Annotated in this window: 16 protein-coding genes and 1 tRNA gene; 11 read left to right on the top strand and 6 right to left on the bottom strand. The window is 62.7% G+C overall.

The genetic code is table 11. From position 1 onward, the window contains the following. Positions 1-109: 109 nt before the first annotated feature. Entirely contained in the window at positions 110-1120 is a 1011-nt protein-coding gene (gene gap, locus NKI10_RS09590; RefSeq protein WP_023683984.1) for a type I glyceraldehyde-3-phosphate dehydrogenase, read from the bottom strand. A gap of 155 nt (positions 1121-1275) precedes the next feature. Then, positions 1276-3267 (bottom strand): transketolase, encoded by a 1992-nt coding sequence (gene tkt, locus NKI10_RS09595; protein WP_023832011.1) that lies wholly within the window; start codon positions 3265-3267, stop codon positions 1276-1278. A gap of 273 nt (positions 3268-3540) precedes the next feature. On the opposite strand from tkt, the gene NKI10_RS09600 reads away from it, so the two are divergent. The 4 genes from NKI10_RS09600 (at position 3541) to NKI10_RS09615 (ending at position 6059) form a co-directional block, all read left to right on the top strand. Further along, the gene (locus NKI10_RS09600; RefSeq protein ID WP_023670128.1) at positions 3541-3813 is read left to right on the top strand and encodes a DUF4164 domain-containing protein; all 273 of its coding nucleotides are present in this window, start codon (positions 3541-3543) and stop codon (positions 3811-3813) included. 12 nt (positions 3814-3825) lie between these two features. Then, positions 3826-4191 (top strand): cell division protein ZapA, encoded by a 366-nt coding sequence (locus tag NKI10_RS09605; RefSeq protein ID WP_023670127.1) that lies wholly within the window; start codon positions 3826-3828, stop codon positions 4189-4191. A 190-nt stretch (positions 4192-4381) separates the two neighbouring features. After that, positions 4382-5041, top strand: a complete 660-nt coding sequence (locus tag NKI10_RS09610) for a peroxiredoxin (protein WP_352538611.1) — start codon at positions 4382-4384, stop codon at positions 5039-5041. 145 nt (positions 5042-5186) lie between these two features. Beyond that, on the top strand, positions 5187-6059 hold the full coding sequence (locus tag NKI10_RS09615; RefSeq protein WP_352859646.1) for an MBL fold metallo-hydrolase: 873 nt from the start codon (positions 5187-5189) through the stop codon (positions 6057-6059). Between the two features lie 152 nt (positions 6060-6211). On the opposite strand, the gene rpoH is transcribed toward NKI10_RS09615, so the two are convergent. Beyond that, a complete protein-coding gene (rpoH, locus tag NKI10_RS09620; RefSeq protein WP_023670124.1) occupies positions 6212-7123 on the bottom strand; it encodes an RNA polymerase sigma factor RpoH in 912 nt (303 codons plus the stop codon). A gap of 244 nt (positions 7124-7367) precedes the next feature. After that, positions 7368-8426: an RluA family pseudouridine synthase gene (locus tag NKI10_RS09625; protein ID WP_352859648.1), complete on the bottom strand. Its 1059-nt coding sequence runs from the start codon at positions 8424-8426 to the stop codon at positions 7368-7370. 25 nt (positions 8427-8451) lie between these two features. Between NKI10_RS09625 and NKI10_RS09630 the strand changes: the two genes are divergently transcribed. The 6 genes from NKI10_RS09630 to tolA all read left to right on the top strand — a co-directional run bounded on the left by NKI10_RS09630 (position 8452) and on the right by tolA (position 12093). Then, on the top strand, positions 8452-8832 hold the full coding sequence (locus tag NKI10_RS09630) for a fimbrial protein (RefSeq protein ID WP_352859650.1): 381 nt from the start codon (positions 8452-8454) through the stop codon (positions 8830-8832). Positions 8833-8845: 13 nt separating this feature from the next. Next, complete coding sequence (locus NKI10_RS09635; protein ID WP_023693672.1) at positions 8846-9253, top strand: VOC family protein; 408 nt, start codon at positions 8846-8848, stop codon at positions 9251-9253. Positions 9254-9345: 92 nt separating this feature from the next. Further along, positions 9346-9420 (top strand) — tRNA-Glu (locus NKI10_RS09640). 595 nt (positions 9421-10015) lie between these two features. Next, positions 10016-10597, top strand: a complete 582-nt coding sequence (locus NKI10_RS09645) for a VOC family protein (RefSeq protein WP_023670120.1) — start codon at positions 10016-10018, stop codon at positions 10595-10597. Positions 10598-10622: 25 nt separating this feature from the next. Next, positions 10623-11498: a glutathione S-transferase family protein gene (locus NKI10_RS09650; RefSeq protein ID WP_023670119.1), complete on the top strand. Its 876-nt coding sequence runs from the start codon at positions 10623-10625 to the stop codon at positions 11496-11498. A gap of 226 nt (positions 11499-11724) precedes the next feature. Further along, positions 11725-12093: a cell envelope integrity protein TolA gene (tolA, locus tag NKI10_RS09655; protein ID WP_023690097.1), complete on the top strand. Its 369-nt coding sequence runs from the start codon at positions 11725-11727 to the stop codon at positions 12091-12093. Positions 12094-12226: 133 nt separating this feature from the next. On the opposite strand, the gene NKI10_RS09660 is transcribed toward tolA, so the two are convergent. Then, entirely contained in the window at positions 12227-12442 is a 216-nt protein-coding gene (locus tag NKI10_RS09660) for a hypothetical protein (RefSeq protein WP_023690098.1), read from the bottom strand. A gap of 441 nt (positions 12443-12883) precedes the next feature. Here NKI10_RS09660 and NKI10_RS09665 point away from each other — a divergent pair, with 441 nt between their 5' ends. After that, positions 12884-13642, top strand: a complete 759-nt coding sequence (locus tag NKI10_RS09665) for a DUF2865 domain-containing protein (RefSeq protein ID WP_352859653.1) — start codon at positions 12884-12886, stop codon at positions 13640-13642. Positions 13643-13760: 118 nt separating this feature from the next. On the opposite strand, the gene NKI10_RS09670 is transcribed toward NKI10_RS09665, so the two are convergent. Further along, on the bottom strand, positions 13761-14117 hold the full coding sequence (locus NKI10_RS09670; protein ID WP_023693676.1) for a hypothetical protein: 357 nt from the start codon (positions 14115-14117) through the stop codon (positions 13761-13763). Between the last annotated feature and the right edge of the window lie 123 nt (positions 14118-14240).

Genomic DNA, 14240 nt, shown 5'->3' on the forward strand with positions numbered 1-14240 from the left:
GCTGATTTTCCGGCGTTTGGCGGCTCGGCGCGCCTTGCCCGGCGCGCTGACTGACGAAAAACGCCCGGGCAAAGCCGGGCGTTCGAAGCTGCGAGACGATGCCTTCAGATCAGGCGATGGTCTTGCCGAAGGCGACCGAGGTGTCGGCCATGCGGTTGGAGAAGCCCCACTCATTGTCGTACCAGGACAGCACCGAAACGAAGTTGCCGTCCATGACCTTGGTCTGGTCGAGCGCCAGGATCGACGAGCGCGGATCGTGGTTGAAGTCGATCGACACATTCGGATGATGGGTGACGCCGAGAATGCCCTTCAGCTTGCCGTTGGAGGCAGCGATCACCGCTTCGTTTATCTCCTGCACGGTGGTGGCGCGCTTGGCGATGAACTTGAAGTCGACGACCGAGACGTTGGGGGTCGGCACGCGGATCGAGATGCCGTCGAGCTTGCCCTTGAGGTCGGGCAGCACCAGGCCGATCGCCTTGGCCGCACCGGTCGAGGTCGGGATCTGCGACAGGGCAGCCGCGCGGCCGCGGTAGAGATCCTTGTGCATGGTGTCCAGCGTCGGCTGGTCGCCGGTGTAGGAGTGGATCGTCGTCATCATGCCCTTTTCGATGCCGACGGTCTCGTGCAGCACTGCGGCCAGCGGCGCCAGGCAGTTGGTGGTGCAGGACGCATTCGAGATGACGATGTGGTCCTTGGTCAGCTTGTCGTGGTTGATGCCGTAGACGACGGTGAGGTCAGCACCTTCGGCAGGCGCGGAGACGACGACGCGCTTGGCGCCGGCGGTCAAGTGCGCGGCAGCCTTGTCGCGGGCGGTGAAGATGCCGGTGCATTCGAGCGCGATGTCGATGCCGAGCTCCTTCCACGGCAGCTGCGCCGGGTCCTTGATCGCGGTGACCTTGAAGGTCTCCTTGCCGACGGTGATCTGGTCGCCCGAGACCGACACTTCGTGCGGGAAGCGGCCGTGCACGCTGTCATAGCGCAGCAGATGCGCGTTGGTCTCGACCGGGCCGAGGTCGTTGACGGCGACGACGTCGATGTCCTTGCGGCCGGATTCATGGATGGCGCGCAGGATGTTGCGGCCGATGCGGCCAAATCCGTTGATGGCAACTCTGACGGTCATTTTACTCTCCCTGGGAGCTGGAGGCGGCAGATGGGTCCGCAGCTTCATAGCGGCGGATGGCACAAGAATCCAGCCGCAGAAGGCCGAATTTAAATCGATTAGGTTGGTCCAGCCCCGCGAATCCGCCTTGGAGGTGCGCGGGACTGACCCTGATCTTACTTGCCGTGCAGGCGGGCTTCCGCCGCCTTGGCCGCGGCTTCGGCGGTGATGCCGAAATGCGGGTAGAGCTGCTCGATGGTGCCGGAAGCGCCGAAGCCGGTCATGCCGATGAAGATGCCGTCGGAGCCGATCAGGTGATCCCAGCCCTGACGGATGCCGGCCTCGATCGCCATCTTGATCGGCGCGTTGCCGATCGTCTCCTTGCGATAGGCGTCGCTCTGCTGGTCGAACAGTTCGAAGCAAGGCACCGAGACGACGCGGGTCGGGTGCCCATGCTTTTCAAGCAAATCACGGGCGCCGAGCGCGATCTCGACCTCGGAGCCGGTCGCGAAGATCGTCACCGCCGCTTCGCCGCTCGCCGCGGCCAGTTCATAGGCGCCCTGGCTCGAGAGGTTCCTGGCCGAGTGCTCGGTGCGCACCGTCGGCAGGTTCTGGCGGGTCAGCGCCAGGGTGGACGGGGTCTTTTCCGATTCAATGGCAATCTGCCAGCATTCGGCGGTTTCCACCGCGTCGGCCGGACGGAAGACATTGTGGTTGGGGATGGCGCGGAGCGCCGCCAGGTGCTCGACCGGCTGGTGGGTCGGGCCGTCTTCGCCCAAACCGATCGAATCATGGGTCATGACGAAGATCGAGCGGATGCCCATCAGCGACGCCAGCCGCATCGACGGACGGGCATAGTCGGAGAAGCACATGAAGGTGCCACCGTAGGCGATGAGGCCGCCATGCAGCGTCAGGCCGTTGAGGGCGGCCGCCATGCCATGCTCGCGGATGCCGTAGTGGACATAGCGCTGGCCGTAATCGTCCGGCGTGATGTTCTTGGTCTGGCTGGTCTTGGTGTTGTTGGAGCCCGTCAGGTCGGCAGAGCCGCCGATGGTTTCCGGCACCGCGCCGTTGATGACTTCCAGCGCCATTTCCGACGATTTGCGGGTGGCGACCTTCGGCTTGTCGGCCGACAGCTTCTTCTTGTAGTCGGCAATGACGGCATCGAAATTCGACGGCAGCTTGCCGGCGAGGCGGCGCTCGAACTCGGCCTTCAGCTCGGGCTTGGCCTTGGCGAGCCGGCCTTCCCAGTCGGTGCGCGGCTTGACGCCGGCCTTGCCGGCGGTGCGCCAGGAGTCGAGAATGTCGGCCGGAATTTCGAAGGGCGGCGAGTCCCAGTTGAAGAATTTCCGCGCGCCTGCGATCTCGTCGGCGCCGAGCGGCGAACCGTGCGCCTTGTTGGTGCCGGCCTTGGTCGGGGCGCCGAAGCCGATGGTCGTCTTGCAGGCGATCATCGTCGGCTTGTCGGAATGGCGGGCGGCTTCGATGGCGTAGGCGATCGCCTCGGGGTCGGTGCCGTCAATGTGGCTGGCGTTCCAGCCCGAGGCCTGGAAGCGGGCGACCTGGTCGGTGTTGTCTGCAAGCGAAACCGGACCGTCGATTGAGATGTTGTTGTTGTCCCAGAAGACGATCAGCTTGTTGAGCTTGAGGTGGCCGGCCAGCGCGATGGCTTCCTGGGAAACACCTTCCATCAGGCAGCCGTCGCCGGCCAGCACATAGGTGTAGTGGTCGACGAGGTCGTTGCCGAAGGCGGCGTTCATGATGCGCTCGCCGAGCGCGAAGCCGACCGAATTGGCGAGACCCTGGCCGAGCGGGCCGGTCGTCGTCTCGATGCCGGTGGCATGGCCGTATTCGGGATGGCCGGCAGTCTTGGAACCCAGCTGGCGGAAATGCTTGATCTGGTCGAGGGTCATGTCCTCGTAACCGGTCAGATGCAGCAGCGAGTAGAGCAGCATAGAACCGTGGCCGGCCGACAGGATGAAGCGGTCTCGGTCCGGCCAATGGGGGTTCTTCGGATCATATTTCAGAAAGCGGGTGAACAGCACTGTGGCGATGTCGGCGCAGCCCATGGGCAGGCCGGGATGGCCGGACTGGGACTTCTCGACGGCGTCCATGGAGAGAAAACGGATCGCATTGGCCATCCGGTCATGTTGTTCACGCGACGTCATGGTACCTCCGGGGTGGGGATTTGTGGGCTTGGCAGAGCCCAGGAAAGAGTGCGCGACACATAGCAGCCACGGGCTTTTAGTCAACAAATCGGCTGCACATTTGCCGGTCTTGTGATGGCTTTGAGACCTTATGGGGCGACCTACATTAGCGTTAGCGGGGGACAGTCGCGAGAGCTTTGTTGACGTTGCCTTCACCCGGTGCCTAATGTTTCCTTGTTAACGCGTTCTGAACGCGAAGCGATTCGGTGATGGGCAGGGCACAGGACGAAGGCCATGACCGGCGAAACCACACTCAAGGAAGTCATCCACAGGCTGGGCAAGGCCATCGAGGGGCTGGAAAACGCCGTCGCGGCCAAGCTCGAGCACGAGCGCGACTATTCCGAAGCCGAGGCTGAGGTGCAGCGCATGAACGCCGACCGTTCACGGCTGGCGCAGGAACTCGACAATTCCGAAGCCCGCGCCGAACGGCTGGAAGATGCCAACAAGGAAGTGTCGCGCCGCTTGGTGACCGCCATGGAAACCATCCGCGCGGTGCTGGACAGGTAGGAGCTGCAGGCCATGGCACAGGTCACGGTTTCCATCGACGGCAAGCAGTATCGCATGGCTTGCGACGAGGGTCAGGAAGAGCACCTGATCGACCTCGCCGAGCGGTTCGACCGTTATGTCTCGCATCTGAAGGATTCGTTCGGCGAGATCGGCGACCAGCGGCTGACGGTGATGGCCGGCATCATGGTGATGGACGAGCTTTCGGAGCTGCAGAAGCGGGTCAAGGGCATGGAGACCGAAGTGCAGACGCTGCGCAAGACTCGCGACGAAGCGCTGACCAAGGCCGACAAGAACGACACCGTGCTGACCAGCGCGCTCGGCGCGCTCGCCCAGCGCATGGAAGACCTGGCCACGTCGCTGGCGGTCAACAAGGCCTGAGCCTTCCCCGCACAAACGAAAGATTGTCGGCCCAACGTCGGTCCGTAGAACGAAAGTGCTCGTTCCGTCGCCAATAATAGTTTCCTATTGTCCTGCAGCCGCAATTTTTGCGCTAAGATGCGGGAATGCCGGAGCGTTGACGCCGTCCACGGCCGCTCCTGACGAAATCTGTTGCTGGGGAAATAATGCCATGAGCCTTCGTATCAACGACATCGCGCCTGACTTCACCGCCGCGACCACGCAAGGGCCGATCAAGTTTCATGACTGGATCGGCGACGGCTGGGCGATCCTGTTCAGCCATCCGAAGAATTTCACCCCGGTCTGCACCACCGAGTTGGGCACGATGGCGGGGCTCGAAGGCGAGTTCAAGAAGCGCAACGTCAAGGTCATCGGCATTTCCGTCGATCCCGTTGCGAGCCACGACAAGTGGCAGGCCGACATCAAGACGGCGACCGGCCAGACGGTGAACTACCCGCTGATCGGCGACAAGGACCTCAAGGTGGCCAAGCTTTATGACATGCTGCCGGCGGGCGCCGGCGAGACGTCGGAAGGCCGCACGCCGGCCGACAACGCCACGGTGCGCTCGGTCTATGTCATCGGGCCGGACAAGAAGATCAAGCTGGTGCTGACTTACCCAATGACGACGGGCCGCAACTTCGACGAGATCCTGCGCGCGGTCGATTCCATGCAGCTGACAGCCAAGCACCAGGTGGCGACGCCGGCCAACTGGAAGCAGGGCGAGGATGTGATCATCACCGCCGCGGTTTCGAACGAAGATGCGGTCAAGCGTTTTGGCGCTTTCGAGACGATCCTGCCCTATCTCAGGAAGACCAAGCAGCCGTCAGCCTAGGTTTTCTCCGTCGGAGCTATTTGGGGCTTCAGTCCTATTTGTGGCAAGGCGTGCTTGACCGGCGCGCTTTGCCAGATGACCATGCTCTTGTTCAACCCGACGGAGAAAACGGTTCCTGTCGGGCAAGGGGCAGGGGGGCCGGACATTGGACATCGCTTCGGCCAAACCTGAGGTCGCCGGCTTCTACGACAAGCCGACCGGCGCCATCCAGTATGTCGTCACCGACCCGGTGACGAGACGCTGCGCCGTCATCGACCCGATCCTCGATTTCGACGAAAAATCCGGCGCGACGGCGACGAAGAATGCCGACGCCTTGCTGGATTTTATCCGCGAAAACGGGCTGGAGCTCGAGTGGATCCTGGACACCCATCCGCATGCCGATCATTTCTCGGCGGCGCACTATCTCCGGGAAAAGACCGGCGCGCCGACGGCGATCGGCGACAGGATCGTCGAAGTCCAGGCGCTGTGGAAGGCGATCTACAACTGGCCGGATTTCCCCGCAGACGGCTCGCAGTGGGACCGGCTGTTTGGGGAAGGCGAAACGTTCATGATCGGCAACCTGCCGGTCAAGGTGCTGTTCTCGCCCGGCCACACGCTCGCCTCGATCACCTATGTCATCGGCGACGCAGCCTTCGTCCACGACACGCTGTTCATGCCCGACAGCGGCTCGGCAAGGACGGACTTTCCCGGCGGCAGTGCCGCGCGGCTGTGGCATTCGATCCAGGGCATTCTGGCGCTGCCGGACGAAGCGCGGGTGTTTGTCGGCCACGACTATCAGGCCGGCGGCCGCGAGCCGTGCTGGGAGAGCACGGTCGCCGAGCAGAGGGCAAAGAATATCCACCTCGTTGCGGCGCGCAGCGAAGCCGAGTTCGTCGACTTGCGCGAAGCGCGCGACAAGACACTGCCGATGCCGCGGCTGATCCTGCATGCGCTGCAGGTCAACATGAATGGTGGACGGCTGCCGGAACCGGAGGCCAATGGAAGGCGGTATCTGAAGTTTCCGCTTGATGGGCTTTGAGAGGGCAGTTGGCGAAGCTGCCGATCTCCCCCGCAAGGGGGGAGATTGGATGTCAAGAATGCTTTCGCCAATCGCCAGCGTAAGCGTAAGACATAAAAAAAGGCGGCGCCGGTTTCCCGACGCCGCCTTCTGTTCCTTAGCCGAACCCGGCTTTACGCCGCCGGCTGCGCCTCGATCGTGCGCAGGGCCTGCATCTGGCGCTTGGCGGCGGCCTTGACCGCGTCCTGCACCTTCTCGAAGGCGCGCACCTCGATCTGGCGCACGCGCTCGCGGCTGATGTCGAACTCGGACGACAGTTCTTCCAGCGTCAGCGGCTCCTCGGCGAGGCGGCGGGCCTCGAAGATGCGCCGCTCACGATCGTTGAGCACGGCCAGAGCGCCCGACAGCATGCCGCGGCGGTTTTCCAGCTCGTCCTGCTCGATCAGCATGTCTTCCTGGCTTTCGTGGTCATCGACCAGCCAGTCCTGCCATTCGCCGGATTCACCTTCGCTGGCGCGGATCGGCGCGTTCAGCGACGCGTCGCCCGACAGGCGGCGGTTCATCGACACGACTTCGGCTTCCGACACGTTCAGCCGGGTGGCGATCTCGGTGATCTGGTCGGGCTTGAGGTCGCCATCGTCCAGCGCCTGGATCTTGCCCTTCACCTTGCGCAGGTTGAAGAACAGGCGCTTTTGATTGGCGGTCGTGCCCATCTTGACCAGGCTCCACGAGCGCAGGATGTACTCCTGGATCGAGGCCTTGATCCACCACATGGCGTAGGTCGCGAGGCGGAAGCCACGCTCGGGTTCGAATTTCTTGACGGCCTGCATCAGGCCGACATTGCCTTCCGAGATCACTTCGCCGATCGGCAGGCCGTAGCCGCGATAGCCCATGGCGATCTTGGCGACGAGCCGAAGATGGCTGGTGACGAGCTTGTGCGCAGCGCTGGTGTCTTCATGCTCGGCGTAGCGCTTGGCGAGCATGTACTCTTCCTGCGGCTGAAGCATCGGAAAGCGGCGGATTTCTTCCAGGTAGCGGCTGAGGCCGCCTTCGCCGGAAACAATACTGGGTAGTGACTGGGCCATGATTGCGCCCCCTCTCTATTGGAGTGATGCCCCCGAAACGCGGCGGGCATGTGACGCGAGCACCAAAAGGCTCGCCCGCGGCAACTGATTTATATAGGAACAAAACCAGAAAAGACAGGCATTTGTTCAACACGAAACAGTGTGTCACGCTGAAGTGAACAATGCCGCTCAGGTTTTAGCTGGCTTGTTTAGACGCAATTCCGGACGGAAAACCGTTTCACACTTTTCCTGGAATTGCTCGGGTTCAGAGTTTGCGGAAGCCGCCGACGAGTTCCTCCATGTCCCCCGGTATCGGCGCCTCGAACCTCATCGATAAATGGGTAGCCGGGTGCCGAAATGCAAGAAGCCAGGCATGCAAAGCTTGCCTGGAAAATGCCTTGACCTGACCCTTCAGCAGTTCGGGCAGCCGGTTGGCCTTGGTGCGGAAGGCTTGGCCGTAATCGGGGTCACCGATGACGGGATGGCCGATATGAGCCATGTGAACGCGGATCTGGTGGGTGCGGCCGGTTTCCAGCCGGCATTCGACCAGGCTGGCGGTGGCGAACGCCTGCTGGCCCTCGGCGAAACGCTCCTTGACGGTGAAATGGGTCACGGCGTGGCGGGCATCGTCACGGCCTTCCGGCACGACGGCGCGGCGCACGCGGTCGGCGGCACGGCCAAGCGGCGCGTCGACCGTTCCGGTCGGCCGCGACGGGATTCCCCAGACCAGCGCCAAATAAGCACGTTCGAGGTCGCCGGTGCGGCCGTGGTCGGCAAAGGCCTCCGACAGCGCCTTGTGGGCGCGGTCGGTCTTGGCCACCACCATGACGCCGCTGGTTTCCTTGTCCAGCCGATGGACGATGCCCGGCCGCCTGACGCCGCCAATGCCTGAAAGGCTGTCGCCGCAGTGGTGGATCAGGGCATTGACCAGCGTGCCGGTCCAGTTGCCGGCGCCGGGATGGACGACGAGGCCGGCCGGCTTGTTGATGACGATCAGCTCGTCGTCCTCATGAAGCACGTCGAGCGCGATGGGCTCGCCTTGCGGTTCGGCCGGTTCGGGCTCGGGCATGACGACCGATACGCGCTCGCCGGCACTCATCTTGCGCTTGGTCTCGTCGACCGGCTTGCCGTCGATCGAAACGGCACCTTGCCGGATCAGCATCTGCACCCGGCTGCGCGACATGTCAGGCCCGAGGGCGCTCGCCAGCCATTGGTCGAGGCGCTGGCCGGCCGCTTCCGCGCCGGCTTCGAGCACGGTCGGCGCCGCCTCTATGAATTGTCCAGCCTCTATCAATTCAGGGGTCTCTTCGCTATGAGCGCTCATCGAAAAAAGTTCCGGAAGTTCTGCCATGGCCCGGCCCGTTGCCGATGAACAAGAAAAGCCGCTCGATCCCGAGATCGAAAAGGTGCGCGGCAGGCTCATCCGTTTCATGGCCATCAATCTCGGCCTGCTTTTGCTGGCCCTTATGGTGGTGATCGCGGCCATTGTCTACAAATCGCGCAAAGCGCCGCCCGCGAACCCGCCGCTCGCCAACGACATTCCAGTTCCGCCCGGCGAGCCGCTCGCGGCCGACATAGTGCTCCCGGTCGGAGCCAAGGTGATCAGCCAGGCTCTGTCGGGCAATCGCATTTCGATCGACGCCGAGCTCAGCGACGGCAGCCGCACCATCTTCGTCTACGACATCGCCGAGCGCCGTATCATCGGCCGCTTCGCCATCCGCAACAAATGAGCGGGCCGAAACAATGACCGGGTTTGCCGACCATCGCCGCATAGCAACCGTTACGCTCGTCGTCGCCGATTATGACGAGGCGATTGCCTGGTATGTCGGCAAGCTTGGCTTTGCGCTCTGCGACAACATCGATCTCGGTGACGGCAAGCGCTGGGTGACGGTAACGCCGTCGGCCGGGCAAGGCCCCCGGCTGCTTCTGGCGGAAGCGTTGGACGATGTGCAGAAAAGCCGCGTCGGCGACCAGACCGGCGGCCGCGTGGTTTTGTTTCTCGAAACCGACGATTTTGCCAGGGACCATGCGACGATGCTGGAAAACGGCGTCGATTTCCATGAAACGCCACGCCATGAGCCGTACGGCACCGTGGCGGTTTTCGCCGATCTCTACGGCAATCTGTGGGACCTGATCGAGCCGAAACGCTAAGTCCGCAAACCGAGATCGCACAGAAGCGGTCCGGCGGTTCGAAGCCCAGTTGCTTTTTCCAAACCGTCAGCCTATATCGCCGGTTCTTGAACGCGCCCATCGTCTAGCGGTCAGGACACCGCCCTCTCACGGCGGGAACAGGGGTTCGATTCCCCTTGGGCGTACCAAACAACGACTTTCCTTCCGCATCATCGAAAATTTCGGGCAGCAGCCGCGCGGATCGCGTGTGACCGCGAGGGTCGGCGGCATCAGCGAAATTCGGCAAGTCCGCGCACCCGAATACACCCAATTTAAGTCAGGCCGCGACGCTTGAAAGCGTAGCGATCTCTGTTACTTGCGGTGCGGGGATAGCATCTGCGGCAACGCGGATTTGGTTTGGCATAGCAGGCATGAATTCGGCAAAAATGATATGCCCGTGCTGTCACGGCAGCGGGCAGGTTTTCGATTGCTTGAAATGGCGTGAGTCGAAAGGGCATTGCTGCCCGCAAGGTACGCATCGGGCCGGCTGTCCCGGGCAGACCATGGCATGCGCCGAATGCGCGGGCCTGGGCACGCTGGCGGAGGCCGAACTCAGAGCCGTTGCGTAGCCTCAGGTCATGCAACCTTAAGCCTCTTTCACCATCCAGCGCCGGCAGTCTCCGCGAGCTTCTGGCGCGGCGCTGCCAATTGCACTAGCATCATTGTACGAAGCCTAGCCAAAGGGCTCTTTGCGGCGCGCAAGACGCCGGAGAACATAGGCGAGGGTCGGGGAGGAGGACACCGATGCAGAAATTGCAGTCGCAGGGCGTCCATCACATCACGCTCGTCGGCGCCGGCCGCCGGACCTCGATCGATTTCTGGGAAGGCGTGCTCGGCATGCCGTTCATTTTCGAGCAGCCCAACCTCGACAAGCCAAGCGAAAGCCATCTTTATTTCGATCCCGGCGACGGCAGGCTGATCACCGTCTTCACCGACGAGAGCCGCACGCCGGTCAAGCGGCGCACGCCCACCGAACCGGGCTGCGTCCATCATATTGCGTTCTCGGTGTCGCGCGTGACCTTCCTGCAGGCGGTCGCCCGGCTCGACGAGCGCGCCATCAAGCACAGCGGCGTCAAGGATCGCGGCTTCATGGATTCGATCTATTTCGAGGATCCGCTCGGCCTCTTGATCGAGCTGGCGTCCTATCGCTTTGAGCCGCCGGCCGGCTTCACCCACGCCGATGTGCTGATGCAGGCGCACAAGCTGCGCGTTGCGCGCGGCGACTACAACATCGCCGAAGTGCACCTTGCCGACGCGATCCAGACGCTGGTCGAACGGTCGCGCGCGACCTTGTCGGACGACCGGACGCCGAAGAATCCATACTGACGGCCAGCAAAAGGGGAGGACCATAATGGCAAAGACAGTTAAGAGCGCTGGCAAACCAGCGGCCAAGCCAGCAGCAAAAGCGGCAGCGAAGCCGGCCGCAAAGGCGGCCGTAAAGGCCGCGCCGAAGGCAGCCGCGAAGCCGGCCGCGAAAGCCGCGACAAAGCCGGCTGCCAAGAAATCCGCGCCGAAGGTCAAGGCGGCGAAAAAACCGGCGCTGAAGCTCTCGATGCTGAAGCCGAGCGTCAACAACATGACCGTCCGGGTGTTTGCCCGTGCGGCCGGGTTCGACGCCGCCGAGACCGACGCCTGGGGCCACACGCGCTCGCCCGAATATATGGCGCGCAATCCGGCGCATCTGACGCCGATGATCGAGGACAAGGGGCTGCCGCGCGGCGTGCTGTGGGAGAGCTGTGCCATCATGCAGTATCTCGCCAACAAGCACGGGCTGGAGAAATTCTATCCCAAGGCACCGGCCAAGCGGGCGATGGTCGACAGCGCCATGTTCTACCTGATCGGCACGCTCTACCCGTATGTGGCGCGCGCCACCTATCCGGCGCTGGGTTTCCCGCACTATGCCGGCGAGGTCGGCCATAGCGACGCTCATCCGGAGAAGAAGTCCGAGGCGCAGAAGGCCGCCATGGCGGCGATTGCCGAGCCGCTGGAGGTGTTTCACTCCTTCTTCAGGGACGGCAAGCCGTTCATCGGCGGCAAGCACCCGTCGATCGCCGACATACGCCTGGCATCGACGCTGGAGTTCCTGGCCGTCATCGACTATGCGCTGCCAAAATGGGCCAAGGAGTATGTCGCGGCGATGGAGAAGAAACTCGGCAAGGCCTATGCCGAGCCGGCCGGCGACGTGCGCGGCTACATCGCCTATGTGAAGTCGCAGGCCAGCGCGTAAAGCTAAGGATTCATTAACCAGAACGCTGTCTATTGAAGGCACCGCGCGACCACGGATGTACTGGCGCAAGGGTGAAGGGAAAGGTCGGCGCAATGCCGGCCTTTTGCTTTTCGCCGATGCGCCATCAGGCACGTCTCATGCTGTAAAGTCCGACATCAGGCATATTGCCATCGTCTGCTTCGACCCTACCATCATGGTCGGCGGACGACACACGAGGAGCTTTGCGATGAAGGGCGTAGCGAGAGTGTTTGCGATTGCCGGTGTTGTGTTGGTCGGAGGCTACCCGTGCAATGCCGCGCCGCTCGACACGATGGCGGAGGTCGGCGATGCCATCCAGGCGTGCTGGACGCCGCCGGCGGGTGTTGGAAATGCCAGCGTCACCTTGAGCTTCAGCTTCAAGCGCGACGGCACGCTGATCGGTCCGCCGCGGCCGACGGCGATCAAGGTCGATGGCGATGCGGATACCAGGAAATCATTCGTCGACGCCGCAACCACTGCCCTGCAAAAGTGCTTGCCGTTGAGCTTCTCGCCGACGCTGGCGCAAGGCGTCGCGGGCAATGTCTTCACCGTGCAATTCGCTTCGCCCAAGCAGTAGGCGAGCGGGCGAGCGTTTCACCGTTTCACAGAAACGGCGACCCGCTCTCTCGTTGTCTTGACGCAATTCCCAAGGGAAAGCCCTACGCGCTTTTCCCGGAAAAACGGCTCACACTTTTGCTGAATTGCTCTGATCAGTTGTGCGGGCGTCTGATATCGACATGCCGCTGCAGTTCCGGCGTCTCGAAGACGTAGTCGGCCCAGGCGGATTCCGGAATCTGTCCGGCCAGATAGCATTCCAGCAGCAGGCTCTGTTCGGGATCGAGCGCTCTCGGCGCCCGCTCGTGGTCCAGCCCCAGCGAGTGGAACAGGTTCCTGGTCAGGCCAGAGACAGTGAAGTGAATAGACATCTTCGTCTCCTTTGCCCGACACAACGCGAGACACCGGAGAAAGGTTTCATCCGCAAGGGCCCGATAACGCGGGATCGATGATTGCGGGCGGCCCTGGCTCGCCCGAGCCTGGCTTCGTCTCATCTTGAAACAAAAGTGTAATAGCGAATTTACAGGAACCGGCATAATACACTCGGCATAAAATACCTGGCGGTTGCTGGCGTCTCTTGAATTAGACTTACCTCCCGCATTGAGGCTCAATCGGCTGGAGCGGCGATCGGCTCCACAGGGGTACAAGGAACCAGGTGTCGCCGATGATGCGTTTGTGGCTTGTCGTGACCTTTGCACTGGTGTCGGTAGCGGCAAGCGTCCTCGGCATTTCGGCTTCCCTTGCCGATCCATGCGCCGCGCTCAGGAGCCAGCTGGCACCGTCCGGCCGCAGCGGCGGGATCAGCTTCGAGCTTGCGCAGCTACGTCGCCACGGCGATCCAGGGGCTGGAGAGGCAACGCCGGTGCACGGCGCAAAGTGCGGTGGGGGGCTTCTTCAATGCTTGCGCCGACCTCGCCAAAAGCCGCACACAGGTGCAACGCCAGATCGCCGGCGCCGCGATTTCGCGCCGGGATGCGTCCGGACTGCAGGCCAGGCTCGTCGCGCTCGGCTGCAGGCCCGCCGCCGGGCAACAAAGACAGCGTCCGGCTGGCGCCATGATCGGCAGCAATTCGATGCTGTTTTGCGTTCGTCTCTCCGACGGCTATTTCTTCCCGGCGCCGAAATCGCAGTTCTTGCAAGGCGGCGATGTCAAGGAGATGGTCGATCAGTGCCGCTACATCTGCGACGATGCCGGCGTCGACCTGTACATGCTCAGTGACCCAAGCCTTGAAACCGAAGAGATGGTCGCGCTCGATACGCGCACATCCTACAAGGACCTGCCGACGGCCTTCAAATATCGCAATGATGCGAACTTCAGGGCCTGCGACCTCAAGCGCTATCACCAGCGCGTTGCCGAGCTGAGAGCGCGCACGGTGACGCCAGCCAATATGGCCAACGCGATCATTCCTTTGCCGTCAGCGAAGCCGGATCTTGGCACCGTGGCGCAAATTCCCCAGCCTGGCGCAGACGCTGCAGAGGCCAGGGGCGCCGCCCAGCGACAGTCGGTCGAGCCATTGGCCGGCTCGCGGCCGGTCAGGGTGGTCGGGCCGGCTTTCTTCCCGGCGGAGTAACCTGCGCCTAGAGCGTTTCACCGTTTCACCGAAACGGCGAACCGCTCTATGTCTTTGTTTTACGCAATTCCGGACGGAAAACCGTTTCACACTTTTCCTGGAATTGCTCTAGTACCAGCTATTCGCAAACCATCCTGTAGCGTTTGCCGGGTTCGCTGACATTCTTGCAGGTGAGCGGATTGGCCGGTTCGGAAGCCATGCTGGGAGGGCTGGACCTGACGTGCCGCCTTGGCGCGGCTATTTGTGTTGTGTGCCTGCGTGCCGCGGGCCGGTAGGGCTCCTGCGGCGGCGGCGTCGGAAACACACCGGCTGCCGCCTGCATCCGGCTGGCCTCAGTCTGCGACGGATCGCGATCCCAGACCCGCCTGATATCGAGCGGCTTCGGGATCACCACCGTGCCGTCATAGCTGCGTGCGCAGCCGCTGCCCGCAAGCAGCGCCAGGCACAGGAAACAAGGCACGATCCAACCCGTCATCAGCAACACCCCCGCCGACTTATAGCCCGGCCGGGGTTCCGCCGACAACCGGCGGAATACCGCAGGGCAATGTGGCTCTGGCCGCAGTCTGGATTGGTTATGGTTAGCGGATCATTAATGCTT

Source organism: Mesorhizobium sp. M0802 (assembly GCF_040320115.1).
Classification (GTDB): Bacteria; Pseudomonadota; Alphaproteobacteria; order Rhizobiales; family Rhizobiaceae; genus Mesorhizobium.

Bases quoted from the DNA above. Each gene is read 5' to 3' on its own strand.
- gap (WP_023683984.1), bottom strand. From the start codon at position 1,120: ATGACCGTCAGAGTTGCCATCAACGGATTTGGCCGCATCGGCCGCAAC.
- tkt (WP_023832011.1), bottom strand. From the start codon at position 3,267: ATGACGTCGCGTGAACAACATGACCGGATGGCCAATGCGATCCGTTTT.
- NKI10_RS09600 (WP_023670128.1), top strand. From the start codon at position 3,541: ATGACCGGCGAAACCACACTCAAGGAAGTCATCCACAGGCTGGGCAAG.
- NKI10_RS09605 (WP_023670127.1), top strand. From the start codon at position 3,826: ATGGCACAGGTCACGGTTTCCATCGACGGCAAGCAGTATCGCATGGCT.
- NKI10_RS09610 (WP_352538611.1), top strand. From the start codon at position 4,382: ATGAGCCTTCGTATCAACGACATCGCGCCTGACTTCACCGCCGCGACC.
- rpoH (WP_023670124.1), bottom strand. From the start codon at position 7,123: ATGGCCCAGTCACTACCCAGTATTGTTTCCGGCGAAGGCGGCCTCAGC.
- NKI10_RS09625 (WP_352859648.1), bottom strand. From the start codon at position 8,426: ATGAGCGCTCATAGCGAAGAGACCCCTGAATTGATAGAGGCTGGACAA.
- NKI10_RS09630 (WP_352859650.1), top strand. From the start codon at position 8,452: ATGGCCCGGCCCGTTGCCGATGAACAAGAAAAGCCGCTCGATCCCGAG.
- NKI10_RS09635 (WP_023693672.1), top strand. From the start codon at position 8,846: ATGACCGGGTTTGCCGACCATCGCCGCATAGCAACCGTTACGCTCGTC.
- NKI10_RS09645 (WP_023670120.1), top strand. From the start codon at position 10,016: ATGCAGAAATTGCAGTCGCAGGGCGTCCATCACATCACGCTCGTCGGC.
- NKI10_RS09650 (WP_023670119.1), top strand. From the start codon at position 10,623: ATGGCAAAGACAGTTAAGAGCGCTGGCAAACCAGCGGCCAAGCCAGCA.
- tolA (WP_023690097.1), top strand. From the start codon at position 11,725: ATGAAGGGCGTAGCGAGAGTGTTTGCGATTGCCGGTGTTGTGTTGGTC.
- NKI10_RS09660 (WP_023690098.1), bottom strand. From the start codon at position 12,442: ATGTCTATTCACTTCACTGTCTCTGGCCTGACCAGGAACCTGTTCCAC.
- NKI10_RS09670 (WP_023693676.1), bottom strand. From the start codon at position 14,117: ATGACGGGTTGGATCGTGCCTTGTTTCCTGTGCCTGGCGCTGCTTGCG.